Origin of the sequence: Achromobacter xylosoxidans, from assembly GCF_001457475.1 — a bacterium.
GTDB lineage: Bacteria > Pseudomonadota > Gammaproteobacteria > Burkholderiales > Burkholderiaceae_B > Achromobacter > Achromobacter xylosoxidans.
Map to the genome: position 1 here is coordinate 6412100 of NZ_LN831029.1, position 22202 is coordinate 6434301.

Sequence of the window (22202 nt, forward strand, 5' to 3'; positions counted from 1 at the left end):
GCCCCATGAACCAACCCACTCCGCCCGGCCTGCGCGTCGCCGTCCTGGGCGCGGGCAGCTGGGGCACCGCGCTGGCGGCGGCCGCGAGCCGCCGCCAGCCCACCGTACTCTGGGCGCGCGATCCGGCGCAGGCCGCCGACATGGCCGCCCGCCATGAAAACGCGCGCTATCTGCCCGGCATTGCGCTGCCGCAGACTCTGACCCTCTCCTCCGATCTCGACGCGACCCTGCGCAGCCTCAAGCAGGACGGCGCGGCGGGATTGATCATCCTGGGCGTACCGGTGGCAGGCCTTGCCGCCACCTGCGCCGAACTGGCGCACCGCCTGCCCGCCCTGGGCCTGCAGGACACACCCATCGTCTGGACCTGCAAGGGCTTCGAGGCCGACACGGCCCGGCTGCCGCATGAAATCGTGCGCGAAGCCCTGCCGGACGCCATCGGCGGCGCGCTATCGGGCCCGTCCTTTGCCCGCGAAGTCGCGCAGGGCCTGCCCGTGGCGCTGACCGTCGCCAGCGGCAACGCTGCCCTGCGCGCCGCCACCACCCAGGCCCTGCACGGCGCCGCGCTGCGCGTCTACGCCAGCGCCGACCTGGTCGGCGTGGAAGTCGGGGGCGCGCTCAAGAACGTCATCGCCGTGGCCTGCGGCATCGGCGACGGCCTGGCGCTGGGCACCAACGCCCGCGCCGCGCTGATCACGCGCGGCCTGGCCGAAATGACCCGTTTCGGCGTCGCCCTGGGCGCGCAGGCCGAAACCTTCGCCGGCCTGACCGGCCTGGGCGACCTGGTATTGACCGCGACCGGCGAACTGTCGCGCAACCGCCGCGTGGGCCTGGAAATCGGCGCCGGCCGCAAGCTGGCCGACATCCTGGCCAGCGGCGTCACGGCCGAGGGCGTACGCTGCGCGCGCGCCGCGCTCGAACGCGCCCGCGCCATCGGCGTGGAGCTGCCCATCACCGAGGCCGTCTGCGCCGTGCTGTTCGAAGGCGTGGCGCCCATGACGGCCGTCTCCGCGCTGCTGGCGCGCAATGCCCGCGACGAGCACGGCGACGGCGGCTGAATCGCCCGAGCCGCCGGGCCCTATTCCCAGTCTTCCATAACAACACCACGCACGACACCCTGGAGACACCCCATGACGCACACCCGCAAGTTCCGGGTCGGCCGCCTGTTGCGCGGCCTCTGCCTGAGCCTGGCGGCCGTCCTGCCGGCCGCCGCTCACGCCGACTGGCCAGATCGCCCCATCCACATGGTGGTGCCCTTCCCGCCCGGGTCGTCGCCGGACATCCTGGCGCGCACCATTTCCGAACCCCTGGCCCAGGCCCTGGGACAACCCATCGTCATCGACAACAAGCCTGGCGCCGGGGGCAACATCGGCACCCGCATCGTGTCCCAGGCCAAGCCCGACGGCTACACCCTGCTCTATACGATCAACGGCCCGCTGGTCACCGCCCCCACGCTCTACAAGAAGACGCTGGGCTATGACCCGCTGCACGACCTGGCGCCCGTGACGCTGGTCGGCACCAGCCCCAATGTGCTGACCGTGCCCGGCAACCTCAGGAACGTGGACTCGGTGCAGGACTTCGTTCGCATGGTGAAAGAGCACGGCAGCTCGCTGAATTACGGTTCCGTCGGCCCCGGCAGCTCGGCCCATCTCGCCATGGAAATGTTCAAGGAACGCGCCGGCATCGACATGGCGCACATCCCCTACGCAGGCTTCCCGCAGGTGATCAGCGCCATCATCGGCGGCGACATCCAGGCCGGTTTCATGGTCCCCGCCATCGCCGTGCCGCAGACCCGCGACGGCAAGGTCAAGGTCCTGGCCGTCACCAGCCTGCAGCCCAGCGACACCCTGCCGGGCATCCCGACCATGGCCGCGCAGGGCTACCCGGACTTCGAGGCCATCTCCTGGAATGCCATTCTGGTCCCCGCCGATACCCCGACGCCCATCATCGAGCGCCTGAACAGCGAACTGACCCGCATTATCAACAGCGACACGGTCCGCAAGCAGATGGCGCTGCAGTACTTCACCCCCGCCGCCTCCACCCCCGAAGCCCTCACCGTCCGCATCCGCGACGAAAAGGCCCGCTGGGACCAGGTCATCCAGAAACTCAACCTGTCGCTGGACTGACCCCGCCGCCATCCCGCGCGCATGCCAAGGCGCGGCTCGATAACCTGCCCCCGCCCGATGGCGGGGCTGCCAGGCTCATCCAGGCCTAAACGCCGCCTTCATACCCCTGCTGCCGCCAGGCCTCGAATACCGTCACCGCCACCGCGTTCGACAGGTTCAGGCTCCGCTGGCCGGTCCGCATCGGCAATCGCAGCCGCTGCTGCGGCGCAAACAGCGCGTGGTGCTCGGCCGACAACCCGGCGCTTTCCCGCCCGAACACGAACACATCGCCCGGTTCGAAGCGGACGTCGCCCACACTGCGCTGCGCCTGGGTCGTCAACGCGTAGATATGCGAGGCGGACGCGCCGGTGTCGTCCAGCGCCTCCTGCAAGGTGTCGTGCACTCGCACCGGCTGCCATTCGTGGTAATCCAGCCCCGCCCGCCGCATGCGGGCATCGTCGAGCTCGAATCCCAGCGGCCGCACCAGGTGCAACTGCGCACCGGTATTGGCGCACAGGCGGATCGCATTGCCCGTGTTGGGCGGGATCTCGGGACAAACGAGGATGACGTGGAACATGGTGAACGAGCGGAAAGACGTTGAAGACGGGCTGGCGGCCGGAGCCGCGTTGGAGCGATTGTCGCCGATTTGGCGGCCCGCTTTCCCCGGCGCTTGGCCGCGCGCGTAGGCCGGCGCAACCACGCGGCGGGTCAGCGGCCGCGCGGCGTGCGCGCCGCCACCAGCACCGTCACGCTGGCCGCCCCCGCCGCCAGCAAGGCGCGGGCGGCGGCATCCGCGGTGCTGGCCGTGGTCATGACGTCATCCACCAGGCCGACATGGCGGCCGCGCAGATCATGCGGACAATGGAACACCCCGCGCGCGCCGGCCAGGCGCGCCTGGCGCCCCAGGGCCGTCTGCCGGGGCGTTTCGCGCCGCCGCCGCAGCGCCGCCCGCAACCATGGCCAACCCAGTTGCGCCGCGAGACTACGGGCGATCTCGGCCGCCGGGTTCATCCCGCGCCGGCGCAGCGAGGCACGGCTGGACGGCACCGCCACCAACAGCAGCGCTTGCGCCGGCGGCTCGCACCACACCGCGTGTGCCAGCAGGCGCGCCAGCACCGGCGCAGCGCTGAGTCGCAACTGGGTCTTGAGCTGGCCGATCAGCGTATCGGCCGGCGCCTCGTAATCGAACGCGACGATCGTGCGCACGAAAGCCGGCGGCCGCGCTAGGCAAGCGGCGCAATGCAAGGCATCCGGCTCCAACCGCAAGGCGCAGCGCGGGCAGCGCGGCGCGAACGACGCATCGGCGAGGTCGGTTTCGCAGCCCTCGCACAGCCTGGCGCCCGCGACACGCGCTCCGCATAGCGGGCAGTCGCAAGGCACCCGGGCCAGCAGGCGCCGCCCCATGGCCTGTAGGGACAATCGGCCGCCGCGGCCGGGATGGGCAATAATGTGAGCCATCCCCCCATGAAATCATGATCCGCCCGCGGCGCCGACCCGGGCGCGACCGAAATGTCCCTGCCAGCACCCGCCACCCCGCCTTCGCTCCCCCTGGTCGCCGCCGACGTGCCGCGGCAGTTCGCCCGCCGCGGCGACCTGTCGGAGGCCCAGTTCCTGTACGGCGAGGTCGCCCGTCGCATGCTGGGACGGCTGCAGTACATCCGCGTCCAGCCCCAGGCCATGCTCGACGCCGGCTGTGGCGCCGGTGACAACCTGCCGCTGTTGCGCGAACGCTATGCCGAGGCCGCGTACACCGGGCTGGACAATTGCGAAGCCTTGCTGGAAGTCGCCCGCAAGCGCCATGCGCCCGGCGGACTGTCCGCCTGGATCGGCAAGCTGGCGCGGCGCGGCCCGGCCAACGCCTTCGTCAACGCCGACCTGGCCGCGAGCGGCCTGGCGCCCGAATCGCTGGAATTGGTGTGGTCGAACCTTGCCCTGCACTGGCACCGCGAGCCGCACGCCGTCCTGGCCGAATGGCGCCGCATCCTCAAGGTGGGGGGACTGGCGATGTTCTCCTGTCTTGGGCCCGCCACCCTGCGCGAACTGCGCCAGGCGCTGGACGACGCCGGCCTGCGCACGGCCACGCCGGCCTTCGTCGACATGCACGACTTCGGTGACCTGCTGGTGGAGAATGGCTTCGCCGATCCGGTCATGGACCAGGAAATCCTGACGCTGACCTACCGCACGCCGGAAAAACTGCTGCAGGACGTGCGCGCGCTGGGCGGCAACCCCGCTGCCGGCCGCCGCGGCGGCCTGGTGGGACGGGACTGGCGCGATCGCCTGTGCGCGGCGCTCGAAGCGCAGCGGCGGCCGGACGGGGTCATCGCCCTGAGCATCGAAGTGGCCTATGGCCATGCGTGGCGGGCCGCCACCCATCGCGGCGTGGCGGGAGAGACCCGCCTGTCGGTCAGCGCCATCGGCGGCCGGCAGCGCGGCACGCCTTGAAAGACACCGCCCCGGCGGCAACCCCGGGAAGGGGCGCCTGCCGGGGCCGGTAAAGCCAGAACTACCCCTTTAGTGCAGCCGTTCGGGCAGCGTCACCGTCACGCCCGGTTCCGCCGCCGACAAGGGTTGCATGGGCTCGGAGTTGGCGCGGATGCGCCGCCGCAACACCGCGGTCGGCTCGGCCGGCGCCGCCGCCTGGGTTGACTCGCCGCGCCAGGCTTGCGACATCGACTCCACCACCAGCGGCAGATCGCGCAGGCGATGGAACTGGCTGCGCAACCAGCGCGCATCGTTGCCGCTGCGCATGGCCTCATCGCGCAACGCCGCGATCATGTCCCCGGTTCCCAGTTCTTCGGCCACCGGCATCAGCCGCTGGAACAAGGCGCGCAGGTGGTCCATCAGGCGCAGGCGCTGGCCATCCGGCGTCACGTAGCTGCCTTGCAGGCCGAAACGGCAGGCCTGGAAATGATTGCTGCGGTAGGACAGCCAGGCCTTGTCGCTGGGATCGTCCTCGCGCATCAGCAGCACCGCGAGCGCCTGGGCGAACGCCGCGATCTGGCAGGCGCGCTCGACGGTCAACGGCGTGTCGCAGACCCGGATTTCCACGGTGCCGAATTCCGGTTTGGGACGGATGTCCCAGTACAGGTCCTTGATGCTCTCGGCCAGGCCGTAGGCGCGCAGCTGCGCCAGGTGCGCCTCGAACTGGTACCAGTCCTTGACCTCGGCCGGCATGTGGCCAGCCAGCGGGAAACTGTTGACCGCGTTCAGGCGTGAGCACGAGAACAGGGTATCCACGCCTTCGCAATAGGGCGACGAGGCGGACAAGGCGATGAAGTGAGGCACATAGGGCGAAAGCCGGCGCAACAGTTTGATAGCTTCGTCGCCGCTTTTCACGCCCAGGTGGATGTGCTGGCCGAAAACCGTAAATTGACGCGCCAGGTAACCATACATTTCGGCCAGGTACTGGAAGCGGGGCGTATCCGAAATGGAGCGTTCCTGCCAGCGCATGAAGGGGTGGGCGCCGCCGCCCGCCACCGAAACGCCGACGGCATCGGCCGCTTCGACCAGGGCATCGCGCATTTCGCGCATTTCGGCCAGCAGGCCCATGGGGTGCTCGTGCACCGAGGAATTCAATTCAATCATGGACCGCGTGATTTCCGGTTTGACGCGGTCGGCAATGGGATGGTTGGCCATTTGGGCCAGCAGTTCGTCAGAAGCTGCGGTCAGGTCAAAACTGCGGGGGTCGATCAGTTGCAGCTCGAGTTCGATGCCCAGGGTGTTGGGGGCCGACGAAATGAACGGGATCTGTTCCATCTCGGACTCCTTCGGATATGTGATGAGGGGATGCGCCGTTCGACCTTGAAGCCCGGTAACTTCCCGGGGGGCGCTAGACGGCGGCTTGTGACTGCATAATAGCCGCAGGTTTGTGGCAAAACGAATGTAAATCGTGACATTTGTGTGCAACATCGCGATGCATTCGGTTTTGCCCTATACGACAAAGTGAGCGAGCACTCACAACGTAGGGATGGCGGGGTTCGCCGGCCTGCGAAGGTCGCAGGCGCAGGCTGGACGGGGCTTTTCGTTTGGGGTGGGATAACCCTTACAAGGGTTATCCCCAAGCAAATTCGCTCGCTTCGGCCGGGCGTCAGGTCACTCGCGCCCGACGGCACGCCGCTGCCGGGCCGGATCCGGAATGCGCCGCTATTTGCGCCAGAAAATGGGCGTGAACAGCACCAGCACCGTCAGCAATTCCAGGCGGCCGATCAGCATGGCGAAGGTGCACACCCAGATCTGGAAGTCGGACAGCACGGCGAAATTGCCCATGGGCCCGACCGGGCCCAGGCCGGGACCGGTGTTGTTGACGCTGGCGAACACGGCCGAGAAGGCCGTGATCGGGTCCAGCCCGGACAACAGCAGCAGGCTGGTGAAAACGGCGATGGACAGGCCGTAGAACAGCATGAACGCCAGCACCGACGACATGGTCCGCGCTTCCACCGCGCGGCCATTGATGCGCACCGGGCTGACCGCATGCGGGTGCAACATTGTTACCAACTCATTGCGAGCCTGCTTGACCAGCAGGATCGCCCGGATCATCTTGATGCCACCGCCCGTCGACCCGGCCGAGGTGGCAAACCCCGACAGCAGCAGCATCGTAAGCGGCGCAAACAACGGCCACTGGGCGAAATCGGTGTTGGCGTAGCCGGTGGTGGTGGCCATGGAGATGGTGTTGAACATGCCATAGCGCAGCGCCTGCAGCGGCTCCTGGTAGACGCCCTTGACGTACAGGAACACCGAGATCACCAGGCCCACGCCCAGCACCACCACCAGGTAGGGAATGGCTTCCGGGCAACGCAGGTAGGCGCGCGGGCTGCGCTGGCGGAAGGCGTTGAAATGCGTGGCGAAGTTGATGCCGGCGATCAGCATGAACACCATGGCCACCATTTCCACGGCCACGGAATCGAAATGGGCGAAGCCGTCATCCCAGGTGGAAAAGCCGCCCAGCCCCATGGTCGTGGCCATGTGGCACCAGGCCTCGAACCAGGACAGGCCGACGGCCCGGTACGCCAGGAAGCACAGGATCGAAAACGCGAAGTACACCGCGTACAGCGCCTTGGCGGTGCTGGCGATGCGGGGCGTCAGCCGCTCGTCCTTCATGGGGCCGGGCGTTTCGGCCCGTACCACCTGGTGGCCGCCCACGCCCAGCAGCGGCAGGATGGCCACCGCCAGCACCAGGATCCCCATGCCGCCGATCCAGATCAGGGTGGCGCGCCACAGGTTGATCGAGGCGGGCAGCGCATCCAGATTGGTCAGGACGGTGGCGCCAGTGGTCGTCAGCCCCGACATGGCCTCGAAATACGCGCCGGTGAACGACAGCGGCAGGCCGGCGCGGTGGAAATAGATCAGCAACGGAATCGCCGCCAGCAGCGGCAGCCCGGCCCAAACCGCCGACACCAGCACGAATCCGTCGCGCGCGCGCAGCTCGCTGCGCGAACGCCGGGTCAGTGCCGCGAGCGCCACGCCGATGCCGACGGAAATCAGGAAGCCATGCAGGAAGGCGTCGCGCGCCGCGTCGCCGCCCACGTAGGCCACGCCCAGCGGGATCAGCATGGTGAGGGCAAACATCACCATGGTCAGGCCGAGGATATGCAGGGTGGCCAGGACGCGCTTCATGCGGGAAGCCCTCCGGCCGCCGCCGGCCCGCCGGGAAGCTGGGCGCGCGGATCCATCAGAAGAACGACGCCGACACTTGGAACAGCTTTTCCACGCGCGGCATCTGCTTGCGCGAGGGCACGAAGACGATGACGTGGTCGTCGGTCTCGATCACGGTATCGGCGTCGGGCAGGATGATTTCGTCCTCGCGCACCAGGGCGCCGATGCTGGCGCCCTTGGGCAGGCTGATCTCGCCCACCGGCCGGCCCACCACCTTGGAATTGGAGCGGTCGCCGTGGGCGATCGCCTCCAGCGCCTCGGCCACGCCCTGGCGCAGGCGGTGCACCGCCGCCACGTCGCCGCGGCGCACGTGGCGCAGCAGTTCGCTCATGGTGGCTTGCGACGGCGACACGGCGATGTCGATATGGCTGCCCTGCATCAGTTCGCCATAGGCCTGGCGGTTGATCAGCGCGATCACCTTGCGCGCGCCCAGCCGCTTGGCCAGCAGCGACGACATGATGTTGTCCTCGTCGTCGCTGGTCAGCGCCAGCCAGGTGTCCATGTCCTCGATGTTCTCGCGTTCCAGCAGCGCCTCGTCGGTGCCGCTGCCATGCAGCACCAGCACGCTGTCGGGCAACTGCGTGGCCAGGTATTCGCAGCGCTTGAGGTCGCGCTCGATGATGCGCACGCTGTAATTCTCTTCGGCCAGCGCGCGCGCCAGCCGCAGGCCGATATTGCCGCCGCCGGCGATCATCACGCGGCGCACGGCCTTCTCGGCCTCGCGCAGCTGGCGCACGGCGCGGCGGGCATGGCGCGTGTCCACCACCAGCACCACTTCGTCGCCGGGCGCGATCACGGTGCCGGAGCCGGCCCGCAGCGGCCGGCCGCCGCGCAGCACGTCGATCACGCGGGCGGTGACGTCGGGCCAGACCTCGCGCAGCTTGTCGACGGGATGATGCGCCATCGGGCTGCCATGCCCGACGCGGACGGTCACGACGCTGACGCGGCCCTCGGCGAATTCGACCACCTGCAGCGCCTCGGGAAACTCGATCAGGCTGTGCAGGTAGGTGGTGACGCTGCGCTCGGGGCTGATGATGGCGTCGATGCAGAAGCCCTCTTCGCTCATCAGTTCGGGATATTCGGCGATTTCGCCCGATCGGATGCGGGCGATGCGGCGTGGGATGTTGAACAACTGGCGGGCGATCTTGCAAGCCACCATGTTGGCCGCGTCGGAGGCGGCGCAGGCGATCAGCAGGTCGGTATCGGCGGCGCCCGCGCCCTCCAGCACCGATACCTGCGAGCCGTCGCCGTGGACGACGCGCAGGTCGAAATGTTCTTGCAGGTATTGCAGTTGGGCCGGATCCGAATCGATCACCGTGATGTCGTTCTGCTCGGACACCAGGTTTTCAGCCACGCTGGTGCCTACGCGACCAGCGCCGATGATCAGGATCTTCATGCGCCCCGTTTGCGCGCCGATTCAATGCCCAATTGCTTGAGCTTGCGATACAGGTGGGTGCGCTCGAGGCCGGTGCGTTCGGAAACGCGCGTCATGCTGTGGCTTTCGCGGACCAGGTGGTATTCGAAGTAGATACGCTCGAATTCATCGCGCGCCTCGCGCAGCGGTTGGTCCAGCGAGATGCTGCCCAGCTGGCCGTTGGCGGTGACCGGAACCTCGTTGGCGGGGGCAGCCGACAACGCCGGCGGATCGAGTTCGTCTTCGAGGGCCACGGTGGCGCTGGCCGTCGCCGGCGCCGCCACGGGCGCCGGATGCGGTACCCGGCCGCGGGCCAGGCCGGCCGCCACGGTCTTGAGCAGGCGTTGCAGCGTGATGGGCTTTTCAAGGAAGTCCATGGCGCCGATGCGCGTGGCCTCGACCGCCGTGTCGATGGTGGCGTGGCCGCTCATCATGATGACCGGCATGTCCAGCAGGCCTTGCGAGCCCCATTCCTTGAGCAGGCTGACGCCATCGGTGTCCGGCATCCAGATGTCCAGCAGCACCAGATCGGGACGCATGCGAAGGCGCGCGGCGCGCGCTTGCGCCGCGTTTTCGGCCAGTTCGACCGTATGCCCTTCGTCGTAAAGGATTTCCGACAAAAGCTCGCGAATACCGACTTCGTCGTCAACCACCAGAATTCTGGCCATAAAGCATCCACCTATTGCGTAGCCGCATTATCCTTTTCTTGCGCGGTCGCGTCCATAGTATCGGCCCCGGGCGCAAGCCGGGTCAACAAGATGGAGATCCGCGCGCCGCCTTCCTTGCGATTGGCAAGGTCGATCCGACCGCCATGCTCTTCCACGATCTTGCGTACGATTGCCAATCCTAACCCAGTCCCGTGGGACTTGGTGGTTACGTAGGGCTCGAAGGCGCGCTGCATGACCTGCGGCGGGAAGCCCGGGCCGGTGTCGGCGACCGTGAAACGCAGGGCCTGCTGGTCGGCGCGGTCGGGCTGCTCGCTGCGCATCAGCTGGGTGGTGACGCTGACCCGGCCCTCGCCGCCCTTCTCGGCGATGGCGTCGCGGGCGTTGGACAGCAGGTTGTGGATCACCTGGCGCAGCTGGGTCGGATCGCCCTCGATGGCCGGCAGGTCGGCGCCCAGGCTGACGTCCAGGTTCAGCGCCTTGCCCGACGCCGAACGCACCGAGGGGGCGCCGTCGGGCTCCCAGCCGTACAAGGACAGCACGTCCGCCACCAGGGCGTTGAAATCGATGCGCTGCATCACCGCCGGCGGCGTGCGGGCGTATTCGCGGAAATCGTCCACCATCTGCTTGAGCGACGCCACCTGGTTGACGATGGTGTTGGTGGACCGCTCGACGATCTGGGCCTCGGCCGGTTGCAGCTTGCCCTCCAGCTTCATCGCCAGGCGCTCGGCGGAGAGCTGGATCGGCGTCAGCGGATTCTTGATTTCGTGGGCCAGGCGGCGCGCCACCTCGCCCCAGGCCACCGTGCGGTTGGCCGAAATGACCTCGGTGATGTCGTCGAACACCACCAGGTAGCCGTTGCCACGGCCATCGACCCGCAGGTGAGTGCCGCGCGCCAGCAGCGTCAGCGCCTGCGGCCCGTTGGGCGTGTCGCCCTGCTTGGGAGCGATCTCGAACTGCTGCTGCCAGTGCTGGCGTTCCGAACCCACCGCCGCGTGGGTGGAAAACGCCTGCCGCACGACATTCGCGAATTCGAGCATGCCGTCCACGGTTTCCAGCGGCCGCCCGATCACCGAGCGCAGGTCGGCCTGCAGGATGGTCTGGGCGCCCTGGTTGACGGTGGTGACGCGGAAGGACTCGTCGAACACCAGCACCCCGGAAGACAGGTTCGACAGCACGCTTTCCAGGTAGACGTTGGAGCGCTCGAGCTGCTGGCGGTTGCTTTCGACCATGCGGCGGGCCTCGTCGAGCTGACGCGTCATGGCGTTGAACGAACGGGTGAGCTGGCCGACCTCGTCGCGTTCGGGCGGCTCCGGCAGCGGCCGGTAATCGCCCACGCCCACGGCCTGGGTGCCGCCGGCCAGGCTGAGCAGCGGCCGCACCAGCCGCTTGGACAGCGACAGCGCCACGGCGATGGCGCCGAATGCGGCCAGCAGCAGCGCCAGGGTGAGCGTGATGCCATAGAGCTTGCGCAGGCCCAGCCGCGACAGGGCCAATTCCTGGTAGTCGCGAAAGCCCTGCTGCACCAGGTTGGCGTTGTGCGCGATCTGCTCGGGCACCGGCTGCAGCAGCTGCAGCCAGCGCGGCTCGGAGGCGGCGCCCAGCAGGTTGTCGTAGCGGTCGGGCCCGGTCAGCGGGATCACCACGCGCAGATGCAGGCCGCCGTCCACGCCCGGCTTGACCGGATCGTCGGCCTCGGCGGCCGAGTAACCCCGCGACAGGCGCAACTGGTTCATGACGGTGGGCGGCGGCATGGCCGGCAGCAGTTGGCCATACTGGCTGGTGGAGAATGCCACCATGCGGCCGCTGCCGGTGAAGACCATGGCTTCCTGCACGCCGTTGGCTTCGCGCAGGCGGGTCAGGGCCAGCGTCACGCCGGTGTCGGAATTGCGGTTCAGTTCCGCGGCCATGGAGCGCGCCCGCGCGTCCAGGTCGGCCAGCAGCGAGTCGAGCGCGGCGCGGCCGAGGTTCAGGCCGGCCTCGAGCGCGCTATCGACCCGCACGTTGAACCACGACTCGATCGAGCGCGACATGAACTGCACCGAGACCGTGTAGATCAGCGCGCCGGGCACCACGCCGATCAGGGCAAAGGCCAGCGAAAACCGCGCGGTAAGCCGGGCGCCGAACTGCCGGCGGCGGATCTGCCGCGCCAGCCGCACCGTCAGCGCCACCACCCAGACGAACAGCGCCAGGGCGAAAATGCCGTTCAGAATCAACAGCGTGTCGTAATAGCGGGCAAAGCGCGAGGCATTGCCGGTGGACCACGCCAGCAGGCCCAGCAACGCCAGGCCGCTCACGGCGCCGACCATCAAGGCCAGCCGAAGCAGCAGCCTCATGAGGGGTCTTTCTCCTTGTCACCCAGCGTGAACGAAAAATCGGTCCACGGCGTCGCCTGGATCCAGGAACTGCTGTTCAGGGCATTGACCTGGAAGGGCCGCGGCAGCAGCGACGTGTCCAGCCGCAACCGCAGCTGGCCGCCATAGACCACGCCTTCGTCGAACTCGTCGGCGTCGGCCACCTGCCAGTTGCGGACGTGGCGGATGACGCTCATGGCATCGTCCAGCGATGCCACGGGGAAGGAAAGCTCGCCCACCCCGGCGCGCCACTGGCGCGTCAGCGCGTTGTAGATCACGCGCCAGGTGCGCGAAGTATCCACCAGGGATTTGTCGAACCACCACCAGCGCTCGCGCGTGATGGTCAGGTCGGCGGTGAAATACAGGGGCACGCCGCGCTGGGCGGCGTCTCGCAATTGCGGGTTCAGTTCGAATTCGATGTCGGCATCGATTTCAAGTTTGTCGCCACGCACCACCGGTTCGACCCGCGCCACTTTCGGCTCGGATCCATGCGCCTGGCCGGCCGGCACCAATGACAGCGCGGCAGATGCGAACAACAACCCGAGAAATAAGCGTGAAATGATGGACATACGACACCAGAACCCCCGTCATGCCCCCTATTCTTGGCGATTCACGACTGCTTGGCAAACAAGGCGTAGAAAAACCCATCGTGCTGCGCCGCGGGTGTTGCGTCGACAGCAACTGGCAGCAATTGCCCCGGCGCCTCCAGGCGCCGGGCATCGGGATGGCGCTGCAGGAATTCCAGCGCCTGGCGCGTGCCTTCGATCGGGAATACCGAGCAGGTCACGTACAGCAGCCGGCCGCCAGGCGCCACGGTCTGCCAGAGCGCGTCCAGGATGCGGGTCTGCAGCGTGGCGGTGCGGCGCAGGTCGTTTTCGCGACGCAGCCAGCGGATGTCGGGGTGGCGCCGCACGATGCCCGATGCGGTGCAGGGCACGTCCGCCAGCACCGCATCGAACGGCCGGCCGTCCCACCAGGCGTCCAGATCGGCGGCGTCGGCCGCCTGCAACCGCGCCCGCTCGCCGGCTAGGCCCAGCCGGTCCAGGTTCTGGCCGACCCGCGCCAAGCGCCCGGCATCGGCGTCCAGCGCCAGCAGGTCGATGTCCGCCAGCTCCAGCAGGTGCGCCGTCTTGCCGCCGGGCGCCGCGCAGGCGTCCAGCACGCGCATGCCGTCGACCGGCGCCAGCAGCTCGGCCGCCAGCTGGGCGCCGGCGTCCTGCACCGACCACCAGCCCTCGGCGAAGCCGGGCAGTTGCGCCACGGGCCGGGGCGTGGCCAGCACCAGGCCCGCCACGCCGACGGGCTCGGCCGCCAGGCCGGCGTCCCGGAACGCGGCCAGCACCTGCTCGCGGCTGGCGCGGCGGCGGTTGACGCGCAGGGTCAGCGGCGCCGGCAGGTTGGCGGCACGCAGGATGTCCTGCCATTGCTGGGGATAGGCCACGCGCAGTTGCTTGACCCACCAGCCCGGATGGTTCCATTCGGCCTCGGGGCTGTCGGCCACCGCGGCCGCCAGCGCCTCGCGTTCCCGCAGGAAGCGGCGCAGGCAGCCATTGAGCAGGCCCTTGAACGAGGCCAGGCTGCGGTTCCTGGAGGCGGCCGTGACGGCCTGGTCCACGACGGTGTGCGGCGCGTACACGGGCATGCCCGGCAGCGCGGCCGCGGCCTCTCCCTCGGCCCGCAGCAGGGTCAGGGAGACCAGCAGCAGCGACTCGAACAACACGTTGGGATAGCGCTGCACCAACTCGCGGCCGACCGCGTCGGCCCAGCCCAGATAGCGCATGGCGTGGAACGACACCGCCTGCACGGCCGGTCGCAGCGGTCCGTCGACGTCGGCCAGCGCCTCGGTCAGCGACCGCCCGTCCAGGACTTGCTCCACGACGCCCGCGCTGGCAAGCAGGACGGTGGACAGCGGGGGGGCCAGATGAGGGGGGGCGGAACGCGTGGACATGGCAGGAAATCAAAGGACAAGACCGCTATGGTAGCCCGGCGCGGCCTTTCCTCGCCGCGACGGCCGGCCCCGGAGCGCTGGACGAACCCGGCCGGGCGCGTCACACTGGCCGCTTGCCTCGGAGCCCGCCATGTCCACCGCCACGCTGCTGCTGTTCATCCTGGCCTCGGCCGTCGCCATCGTGACGCCCGGCCCGACCGTCCTGCTCGCCATGAGCAACGGCTCGCGCCACGGCGTGCGCACCGCCTGCTGGGGCATGGGCGGCGCGGTACTGGCGGATTTCATTCTGGTGGGCGCGGTCGCTTCCGGCCTGGGCGTGGTGCTGGCCGCCTCCGAAGTGGCCTTCCATGTCATCAAGTGGGCGGGCGCTGCCTACCTGGCCTATCTCGGCTGGAAGATGCTGCGCTCGGACGCCGCGCTGGTGCTGCCGGCCGCCGAACCCGGCGCCGCGCGGCCGGTGGGCCTGAAGCTGGGCCTGCGCAGCTTCGTGGTGGCGCTGACCAACCCGAAGGCGCTGCTGTTCATGTCGGCCTTCCTGCCGCAGTTCATCAATACCCAGGCGCCCCTGCTGCCGCAATACGCCACCGTGGCCGCCGTGCTGGCGCTGATGAACATCCTGACCATGCTGGCCTACGCCACCCTGGGCGCGCAGCTGGTGCGAGCCTTTCGCGGCTCGGGCCTGCGCTGGCTGAACCGGGTCTGCGGCTCGCTGATGATCGGGCTGGCCGGCACCCTGGCGCTGTACCGCCGCAGCGGCGCCTGACGCCCGGCGTCGCCCTGCTCCGATATTAGGGACGCACACCAGCCGGGAATCGCCCTCGGCGACCCGCTAAAATAACGGCCCCCCGCCCTGCCGCGCTAGAATTGCGCAGTATTTGATCACTGGCGCCGGCTCGCGCCCACCGAGGTATTCCATGTCTTCCCCCAAAGTCGGCTTCGTCAGCCTGGGCTGTCCCAAAGCCCTGGTCGACTCCGAACGCATCCTGACCCAACTGCGCACCGAAGGGTATCAAGTCACGCCCGAATACAACGACGCCGACGTCGTGGTGGTCAACACCTGTGGTTTCATCGACAGCGCCAAGGCCGAGTCGCTGGAAGCCATCGGCGAAGCGCTGGCCGAGAACGGCAAGGTCATCGTCACCGGCTGCATGGGCGTCGAGGAATCGGTGATCCGCAATGTGCACCCCAGCGTGCTGGCCGTGACCGGCCCGCAGCAGTACGAGGAAGTGGTGCGCGCCGTGCACGACGCCGCGCCGCCCAAGAAGGACCACAACCCCTACCTGGACCTGGTGCCGCCGCAGGGCGTCAAGCTGACCCCGCGCCACTACGCCTACCTGAAGATTTCGGAAGGCTGCAATCACCGCTGCAGCTTCTGCATCATCCCGTCGATGCGCGGCGACCTGGTCAGCCGCCCGGTGGGCGACGTGCTCAGCGAAGCCGAGCGCCTGGTCAAGGCCGGCGTCAAGGAACTGCTGGTGATCTCGCAGGACACCAGCGCCTATGGCGTCGACGTCAAGTACCGCAGCGGCTTCTGGAACGGCCGCCCGGTGCGCACCCGCATGACCGAGCTCTGTACGGCCTTGTCCGAAATGGGCGTCTGGACGCGCCTGCACTACGTCTACCCCTACCCGCACGTGGACGAAGTGATTCCGCTGATGGCCGAGGGCAAGATCCTGCCCTATCTGGACATCCCGTTCCAGCACGCCAGCCCGCGCATCCTCAAGGCCATGAAACGCCCGGCGTTCGAGGACAAGACGCTGGCACGCATCAAGCAGTGGCGCGAGACCTGCCCCGACCTGACCATCCGTTCGACCTTCATCGTCGGCTTCCCCGGCGAAACCGAGGAAGACTTCCAGTACCTGCTGGACTGGATGCAGGAAGCCCAGCTCGACCGCGTCGGCTGTTTCCAGTATTCGCCGGTCGAAGGCGCGCCCGCCAACCTGCTCGACAATCCGGTGCCTGACGAGGTCAAGCAGGAACGCTGGGAACGCTTCATGGAAATGCAGCAGTCGATTTCCACCGCCCGTCTGGCGCGCAAGGTCGGCCGCGAGATCGAGGTGCTGATCGACGAAGTGGACGACGACGGCGCCGTGGGCCGCAGCGCTGGCGACGCGCCGGAAATCGACGGCTGCGTCTACGTCAGTTCCGACCGCAAGCTCAAGGCCGGCGACCTGGTGCGCGCCCGCGTCACCGACTCCGACGAATACGACCTCTGGGCCGACACGGTCTGAGCGCCATGTTGCCGGCGGCGCCCGCCGCCGGCAGGAAGCCCCAGCCCCCTGCGGCTCAGGCCTCCAGTAGCTTCAGGCCCGCCACGCCGCCCACGATCAGGGCGATGCACGCCAGGCGCGCGACGGACGGCGAATCGCCGAACAACACGATCCCCAGCACCGTGATGCCCACGGAACCGATGCCGGTCCACACCGCATAGGCGGTGCCGGCGGGCAGGTGCCGCATCGCCAGGGTCAACAGGAAGATGCTGCCCAAGGCCGCGGCGATGCCGATGGCGCTGGGCCAGAACCGCGTCCAGCCGTCTGCGTACTTCAACGCCAGCGCCATCACGATTTCCACCGCGCTCGCGGCCAACAGGATCCACCAGGCCATCGCGGCCTCCCTTCGATATTGGAATGCGGCAAGCTTAGGGCCTATAGTTACCCATACACAAGTACGCACCTTTTGGTAACCATGAAAGGCTCGCCATGGCTGTCTCTTCCTCTTCATCGGCGGACGTCTTCGACGCCGCCTGTCCGTCGCGCCGCGCGCTCGAACTGATTTCCGGCAAGTGGGTGCCGCTGGTGCTTCCCGCCCTGGCGCGCGGCCCGCTGCGCAACAACGAACTGCTGCGCAAGCTGGGCGGCATCTCGCAGAAGATGATGACGCAGACGCTGCGCGACCTGGAACGCCACGGGCTGGTGCGGCGCGAGGACATGCGCACCGTGCCGCCGCACGTGCGCTATCACCTGACCGAGCTGGGGAAATCGCTGAATGTGGCGCTGGTGGCGCTGGATCGCTGGGCCGAAAGGCACCATGCGCAACTGGACGCGGCGGCGCGCCGCCATGACGCGGCGGCCGCGCGCGCCGGCTGATCACAGCCAGCCGGCGCGTCCCGGGCGGACGGCCCGCCCTCGGCCGGCGTCGGCCTTAATGCTTGGCCAGAAAATCAGACATGTCGTCGGCGTGCTCTTCCTCGACCGCCAGGATTTCCTCCAGCAGGCGACGCGTGGTCGAATCCTGCTCGCCGATGTACTCGATCATCTGGCGGTAGCTGTCAATGGCAATACGCTCGGCGATCAGGTTTTCCTTGATCATTTCTTCGAGCGTGCTGCCCTCGACGTACTCGGAATGGCTGCGTTCGAGCAGGCCCTTGGGCGACAGGTTGGGCTCGCCGCCCAGCTGCACGATGCGTTCGGCCAGCTTGTCGGCGTGCTCCTGTTCCTGGGTGGCGTGCTCGGCGAATTCCGCCGCCACCGGCTCGGCGTTCAGGCCGCGGGCCATGAAGAAGTGGCGCTTGTAGCGCAGCACACAGACGATTTCCGTGGCCAGCGCTTCGTTCAGCAGCTTGAGCACGGTCTTGCGGTCGGCGCGATAGGTGTCGGTGACGGCGCCGGACTCGATGTCCTGGCGCGCCTTGGCGCGGATCGCCTTCACATCCATGTCGAAGGGGCGGCTTGCCTGTTCGCGGTTACGGGTCGTGTTTTCCATATCGTTAGCTCCTTTTGGGTTAGCAAGACGACGCTGGATTTCCAGTCGTTCCGAACAACCCAGTCTACCGGCCACGCAAAAAGATGCTGTGTCCAAACATTGCCCATGGCCCCGGATCGGCCTTTCACGCGCCGCGCAAAAGCGCGTCCGGCGCTTCTCGTAAACTATCGGCTTCCCGGACGGCCCGTGACGCAATCTGTAACGGGCCCGGCAATAAGTAGCTTCATATGACCCTGAAGAACATCTGCGTGTATTGCGGCTCCAATCCCGGCGCGCGCCCCGACTATCTGGAACAGGCCCGCGTGCTGGCCCGAGAACTGGTCAAGCGCGACCTGGGCCTGGTCTACGGCGGCTCGATCGTCGGCATCATGGGCGTGATCGCCAACGAGGTGCTGGCGGGCGGCGGCCGGGTGATCGGCGTGATCCCTGAACTGCTGCAAAAGAAGGAACAGGCCCATCGCGGCCTGACCGAATTGCACCTGGTGCAAAGCATGCACGAGCGCAAGGCCATGATGATGGAGAAGGCCGATGGCTTCATCGCGCTGCCCGGCGGCGCCGGCACGCTGGAGGAATTCTTCGAGGTCTGGACCTGGGCCCAGCTCAGCATGCACCAGAAGCCCTGCGGCCTGCTCAACATCGCCGGCTACTACGACGCGCTGATGCAGTTCATCGACCACGCCGTCGACGAAGCCTTCATGCGCCCCCAGCACCGCGACATGCTGGTGGTGGAAAGCGATCCCGCCACGCTGCTGGACCGCTACGCCATCTACGAGCCGCCCAACGTCTCCAAGTGGTTCGAGCCGGTCAAGCCCGAGCATCGCGCCCCCTAACCCGCCCCAAGGAAAGCCCGCAATGTCCAACGGTTCGTCGTTCCCCGCCAGCACCGAGTCCGTATTGCGCGATTACTTCCACGCCAAGGACGAAAACCGTCCGCACTACATGGCCCGCGCCTTCGCGCCGCAGGCCGTGCTGAAGATGGCGCTGCGCACGCAGGCCATTGCGTTTCCGCCCGAATCCCACGGCCTGGCCGCGATCACCGACACACTGGTGCGCAAGTTTGGCCAGACCTACGACAACGTCTACACCTTCTACCTGGCGCGGCCCGACGCCGATGCGCGTCTGTCCGACTATTCCTGTGACTGGATCGTCGGCATGACCGAAAAAGCCACGGGCAACGTGCGCGTGGGTTGCGGTCGCTACGACTGGACGTTCCAGCCCGAGCCCTACCGCGCCTCGCGCCTGACCATCACTATCGAGACCATGGTGACCCTGCCGCCCGGCGACGCCGACGCCGTCTTCGGCTGGCTGCTGGCGCTGGACTACCCCTGGACCAACGCGCAGCGCGTGGTCGCCGGCGCCCCGCCGCTTGAAGACCTGGCGCCAGTGGTGCAGTATCTGCTTCACCCCATGTAGCTCGGCATCGGATTGTTTACTTGAAATACGACATCGCAGCCTTCGACTTCGACGGAACCCTGGCCGATACCATGCCCTGGTTCAATTCCATCCTGAACACGGTCGCGGACAAGTACGGTTTTCGCAAGATCGACGCCGCCGAACGCGACCAGCTGCGTCACCGCGACGCCGCCGAGATCCTCAAATTCCTCGGCATCCCGCTGTGGAAGCTGCCCGCCATCATGGCGCACGTGCGCACCCTGATGCAGGAGATCGATCCCAGCGTGCACATGTTCGACGGCATTCCCGACGCGCTGGCCCGCCTGAAGGCCGCCGGGGTGCGGCTGGCGGTGGTCAGCTCCAATTCGCTGGAAAACGTGCGGCGCGTGCTGGGGCCCGACACCGCGGCCCTGTTCGACGACTACGAATGTGGCACCGACCTGTTCGGCAAGGCGGCCAAGATCGACCGGCTGCTCAAGCGCCACGACACCGCGCCGGAACGTTTCTTGCTGGTCGGAGACGAAATGCGCGACATCGACGCCGCGCGCAAGGCGGGGGTCAGGGTCGGTTCCGTGGCCTGGGGCTACAACCACGTGGACGCGTTGCGCGAGCGCGGCCCCGACGAATTGATCATGCAGGTCGCCGATCTGCCCGCCGTGCTCGCTTGACGCGGCTTTCGCCCCGGAGGCACCCATGGCACGCAACATCGAGATCAAGGCGCGGGTGGCCAGCCTGGCCGCCGTCGAATCCCTGGCGGCGGCGCTGTCCGGCAAGGAGCCGGTCGCCATCGCGCAGGACGACACCTTCTTCGCCTGTCCCGATGGCCGTCTCAAGCTGCGCGCTTTCAGCGACGGCACGGGTGAACTGATCTTCTACCGCCGCGCCGACGACACCGGGCCCAAGGAAAGCTTCTACGTCATCTCGCCGACGTCGTCGCCGGACACGCTGCGCGATGCGCTGGGGCTGGCCTACGGCGTCATCGGCCGCGTGCGCAAGCAGCGCCTGCTGTTCATGGCCGGCCGCACCCGCATCCATCTGGACCGGGTCGAGGGACTGGGGGAATTCCTGGAACTCGAAGTGGTGCTGCGCGACGGGGAAAGCGCCGCGGCCGGCATGGCCGAAGCGCGGGAACTGCTGGCCAGCCTGCGGATCACCCCGGAGCAGCTGGTGTCCGGCGCCTATCTGGATCTGCTGGCCCAACGGGGCTGAACCGGGCGCCAAGGGCGGTGGCACGGCCTGGGCAGCATCGGCCGGCGTCAGTCCGGCTGCCAGCCTCGCACGAACACGTCCACCGGCTGGCGCTTGCCGCCCGCCTTCTGCAGTTCCAGCAAGCGCAGCACGCCATCGCCGGTGGCGATGTCGATGCCGTCGGCAGCGGTGCGCAACACGCTTGCGGGCGCGGCCGTCACGGCCTGCGCCACGGCCTCGGCGCGCCACACCTTCACGGGATCGGCCAGGCCGGGCAGGCGGATGCTGGCGCCGGGCACCGGATTGAATGCGCGCACGCGGCGCGCCAGCAGCGCGGCGGGCTGGCTGCAGTCGAGCGCCGCCTCGGCCTTGTCGAGCTTGGCGGCGTAGGTCACGCCTTCCTCGGGCTGCTTGCGCGGCGCCAGGCCGCCCTGCGCCAGCGCGGCCAGGGCCGCCACGATCGCCTCGCCACCGGCCAGCGCCAACGCGTCGTGCAACTGCGCAGCATTGGTGTCGGCGCCGATTGGCACGATACGTTCGAGCAGCATGTCGCCGGTGTCCAGGCCCGCGTCCATCTGCATGATGGTAACGCCGGTGCGGTCATCGCCGGCCTCGATGGCGCGCTGGATCGGCGCCGCGCCGCGCCAGCGCGGCAGCAGGCTGGCGTGGATGTTCAGGCAGCCCAGGCGCGGCAGGTCCAGCACCCACTGCGGCAGGATCAGGCCGTAGGCCGCGACCACCATGACGTCGGGCGCCACGCGTTCGAGCAGGGCACGCGCCTCGGCGGCTTCATCGGGATAGCGGCCATCCAGCCGCAGGCTGCGCGGCTGGGCCACCTCGATACCGGCGTCGAGCGCGGCCTGCTTGACGGGACTGGGCGTCAGCTTGAGTCCGCGCCCGGCCGGACGGTCGGGCTGGGTCATGACCAGGGGAATGTCGTGCCCTGCCGCCCGCAGGGCGTCGAAGGCGATACGGGCGAATTCCGGCGTGCCGGCAAAAACGAGGCGCATGAGGGTCGGACCGGGAAGGATGGGACGGGCGTCAGGCGCGCAGCGCTTCGCGCTCGGCCTTTTTCAGCTTGGTCTTGATGCGATTCTGCTTCAGGTTGGACAGGTATTCGACGAACACCTTGCCTTCCAGGTGGTCGAGTTCATGCTGCACGCAAACGGCCAGCAGGCCATCGGCGTCGAACTCGAACGGCTTGCCGTCGATGCCCAGCGCCTTGCAACGGATGCGCGAGGCGCGCTCGACTTCGTCGTAGATGCCCGGAACCGACAGGCAGCCTTCCTCGTAGATCTTGTAATCGTCGCTGCGCCAGGTGATCTCGGGGTTGATCAGCACCAGCAGCTGGTTGCTTTCTTCGGAGACGTCGATGACGACCACGCGCTCGTGTACGTCCACCTGGGTCGCGGCCAGGCCCACCCCCGGCGCGTCGTACATGGTCTCGGCCATGTCGCGCACCAGTTGGCGGATGCGGTCATCGACCTCGGCGACCGGCTTGGCCTTCTTGTGCAAGCGCGGATCCGGGTAGCGAAGAATGGGAAGTAAAGCCATTGAATAGGGATCGTTGGTAATTGGTGTCTGACCAACAGTTTAATTCATTAGAGTCTTGATTTCTAATAGTTTTCGGCTAAATCCGGGATTGTCGGAGCACTGTCCGGCACCGTTTTGCCCGATGGCGGGCGGGACGATTCGGTCCGCCCCGCCCGCCCCGGCCCCACCGTCATGAGACACTCTCAGACGTCCGGCGCGCCAAGCGCGCCCCCTGCGCCTTTCCCGCGCCGG

General features: G+C 68.0%; 23 protein-coding genes. 10 read left to right on the forward strand and 13 right to left on the reverse strand.

All coding sequences use genetic code 11. The annotated features are described in order from the left end of the window. The first annotated feature begins 5 nt into the window (after nt 1–5). Both AT699_RS28905 and AT699_RS28910 read left to right on the forward strand, forming a co-directional pair. Nucleotides 6–1055 (forward strand): NAD(P)H-dependent glycerol-3-phosphate dehydrogenase, encoded by a 1050-nt coding sequence (locus AT699_RS28905; protein ID WP_020926009.1) that lies wholly within the window; start codon nt 6–8, stop codon nt 1053–1055. 72 nt (nt 1056–1127) lie between these two features. Continuing rightward, a complete protein-coding gene (locus AT699_RS28910; protein WP_024070646.1) occupies nt 1128–2123 on the forward strand; it encodes a Bug family tripartite tricarboxylate transporter substrate binding protein in 996 nt (331 codons plus the stop codon). Between the two features lie 85 nt (nt 2124–2208). Here the strand turns inward: AT699_RS28910 and AT699_RS28915 are convergent, their stop codons facing one another. Then, nucleotides 2209–2679 (reverse strand): tRNA (cytidine(34)-2'-O)-methyltransferase, encoded by a 471-nt coding sequence (locus tag AT699_RS28915; protein WP_006389938.1) that lies wholly within the window; start codon nt 2677–2679, stop codon nt 2209–2211. 131 nt (nt 2680–2810) lie between these two features. Continuing rightward, nucleotides 2811–3308 carry a ComF family protein gene (locus tag AT699_RS28920; protein ID WP_373862784.1) on the reverse strand — a complete coding sequence of 166 codons (498 nt, stop codon included), beginning with the start codon at nt 3306–3308 and terminating at the stop codon, nt 2811–2813. Nucleotides 3309–3611: 303 nt separating this feature from the next. On the opposite strand from AT699_RS28920, the gene AT699_RS28925 reads away from it, so the two are divergent. Beyond that, nucleotides 3612–4544, forward strand: coding sequence for a methyltransferase domain-containing protein (locus AT699_RS28925; RefSeq protein WP_020926005.1), 933 nt, complete (start codon nt 3612–3614; stop codon nt 4542–4544). A gap of 69 nt (nt 4545–4613) precedes the next feature. Here the strand turns inward: AT699_RS28925 and AT699_RS28930 are convergent, their stop codons facing one another. The 7 genes from AT699_RS28930 to rsmB form a co-directional block, all read right to left on the reverse strand. Continuing rightward, entirely contained in the window at nt 4614–5858 is a 1245-nt protein-coding gene (locus AT699_RS28930) for a YbdK family carboxylate-amine ligase (RefSeq protein WP_006389935.1), read from the reverse strand. Between the two features lie 387 nt (nt 5859–6245). Continuing rightward, nucleotides 6246–7715, reverse strand: a complete 1470-nt coding sequence (locus AT699_RS28935) for a TrkH family potassium uptake protein (protein ID WP_020926003.1) — start codon at nt 7713–7715, stop codon at nt 6246–6248. 55 nt (nt 7716–7770) lie between these two features. Further along, nucleotides 7771–9150 carry a Trk system potassium transporter TrkA gene (gene trkA / locus AT699_RS28940; RefSeq protein WP_020926002.1) on the reverse strand — a complete coding sequence of 460 codons (1380 nt, stop codon included), beginning with the start codon at nt 9148–9150 and terminating at the stop codon, nt 7771–7773. Beyond that, nucleotides 9147–9836 (reverse strand): response regulator, encoded by a 690-nt coding sequence (locus AT699_RS28945; protein ID WP_006389931.1) that lies wholly within the window; start codon nt 9834–9836, stop codon nt 9147–9149. Before AT699_RS28945 ends, trkA begins: the two co-directional genes overlap by 4 nt. Nucleotides 9837–9847: 11 nt before the next feature. After that, the gene (locus AT699_RS28950; RefSeq protein WP_024070648.1) at nt 9848–12169 is read right to left on the reverse strand and encodes a sensor histidine kinase; all 2322 of its coding nucleotides are present in this window, start codon (nt 12167–12169) and stop codon (nt 9848–9850) included. Continuing rightward, nucleotides 12166–12756 (reverse strand): DUF4390 domain-containing protein, encoded by a 591-nt coding sequence (locus AT699_RS28955; protein WP_006389929.1) that lies wholly within the window; start codon nt 12754–12756, stop codon nt 12166–12168. Before AT699_RS28955 ends, AT699_RS28950 begins: the two co-directional genes overlap by 4 nt. Nucleotides 12757–12797: 41 nt before the next feature. Beyond that, nucleotides 12798–14135 (reverse strand): 16S rRNA (cytosine(967)-C(5))-methyltransferase RsmB, encoded by a 1338-nt coding sequence (gene rsmB, locus AT699_RS28960; protein ID WP_054443593.1) that lies wholly within the window; start codon nt 14133–14135, stop codon nt 12798–12800. A gap of 130 nt (nt 14136–14265) precedes the next feature. Here rsmB and AT699_RS28965 point away from each other — a divergent pair, with 130 nt between their 5' ends. Then, nucleotides 14266–14898 carry a LysE family translocator gene (locus AT699_RS28965; protein ID WP_006389927.1) on the forward strand — a complete coding sequence of 211 codons (633 nt, stop codon included), beginning with the start codon at nt 14266–14268 and terminating at the stop codon, nt 14896–14898. A 151-nt stretch (nt 14899–15049) separates the two neighbouring features. After that, nucleotides 15050–16366 (forward strand): 30S ribosomal protein S12 methylthiotransferase RimO, encoded by a 1317-nt coding sequence (gene rimO, locus AT699_RS28970; protein WP_006389926.1) that lies wholly within the window; start codon nt 15050–15052, stop codon nt 16364–16366. Nucleotides 16367–16421: 55 nt separating this feature from the next. Here the strand turns inward: rimO and AT699_RS28975 are convergent, their stop codons facing one another. Further along, nucleotides 16422–16739 (reverse strand): DMT family transporter, encoded by a 318-nt coding sequence (locus AT699_RS28975; protein WP_006389925.1) that lies wholly within the window; start codon nt 16737–16739, stop codon nt 16422–16424. 95 nt (nt 16740–16834) lie between these two features. Between AT699_RS28975 and AT699_RS28980 the strand changes: the two genes are divergently transcribed. Further along, on the forward strand, nt 16835–17221 hold the full coding sequence (locus tag AT699_RS28980; RefSeq protein ID WP_006389924.1) for a winged helix-turn-helix transcriptional regulator: 387 nt from the start codon (nt 16835–16837) through the stop codon (nt 17219–17221). A gap of 55 nt (nt 17222–17276) precedes the next feature. Here the strand turns inward: AT699_RS28980 and AT699_RS28985 are convergent, their stop codons facing one another. Then, nucleotides 17277–17837, reverse strand: coding sequence for a ferritin-like domain-containing protein (locus AT699_RS28985; protein ID WP_006389923.1), 561 nt, complete (start codon nt 17835–17837; stop codon nt 17277–17279). 227 nt (nt 17838–18064) lie between these two features. On the opposite strand from AT699_RS28985, the gene AT699_RS28990 reads away from it, so the two are divergent. The 4 genes from AT699_RS28990 to AT699_RS29005 are packed head-to-tail and all read left to right on the forward strand — an operon-like array spanning nt 18065 to nt 20438. Next, a complete protein-coding gene (locus AT699_RS28990; protein WP_024070650.1) occupies nt 18065–18667 on the forward strand; it encodes an LOG family protein in 603 nt (200 codons plus the stop codon). A gap of 22 nt (nt 18668–18689) precedes the next feature. Next, nucleotides 18690–19250 carry a hypothetical protein gene (locus tag AT699_RS28995; protein ID WP_006389918.1) on the forward strand — a complete coding sequence of 187 codons (561 nt, stop codon included), beginning with the start codon at nt 18690–18692 and terminating at the stop codon, nt 19248–19250. Nucleotides 19251–19270: 20 nt separating this feature from the next. Further along, entirely contained in the window at nt 19271–19897 is a 627-nt protein-coding gene (locus tag AT699_RS29000) for an HAD hydrolase-like protein (protein WP_020925997.1), read from the forward strand. Between the two features lie 25 nt (nt 19898–19922). After that, nucleotides 19923–20438 (forward strand): class IV adenylate cyclase, encoded by a 516-nt coding sequence (locus AT699_RS29005; RefSeq protein WP_024070651.1) that lies wholly within the window; start codon nt 19923–19925, stop codon nt 20436–20438. 47 nt (nt 20439–20485) lie between these two features. Here AT699_RS29005 and fmt read toward each other — a convergent pair whose 3' ends face one another. Both fmt and def read right to left on the reverse strand, forming a co-directional pair. Further along, entirely contained in the window at nt 20486–21427 is a 942-nt protein-coding gene (gene fmt, locus AT699_RS29010; protein ID WP_020925995.1) for a methionyl-tRNA formyltransferase, read from the reverse strand. Between the two features lie 31 nt (nt 21428–21458). Further along, nucleotides 21459–21971: a peptide deformylase gene (gene def / locus AT699_RS29015; protein WP_054515713.1), complete on the reverse strand. Its 513-nt coding sequence runs from the start codon at nt 21969–21971 to the stop codon at nt 21459–21461. Between the last annotated feature and the right edge of the window lie 231 nt (nt 21972–22202).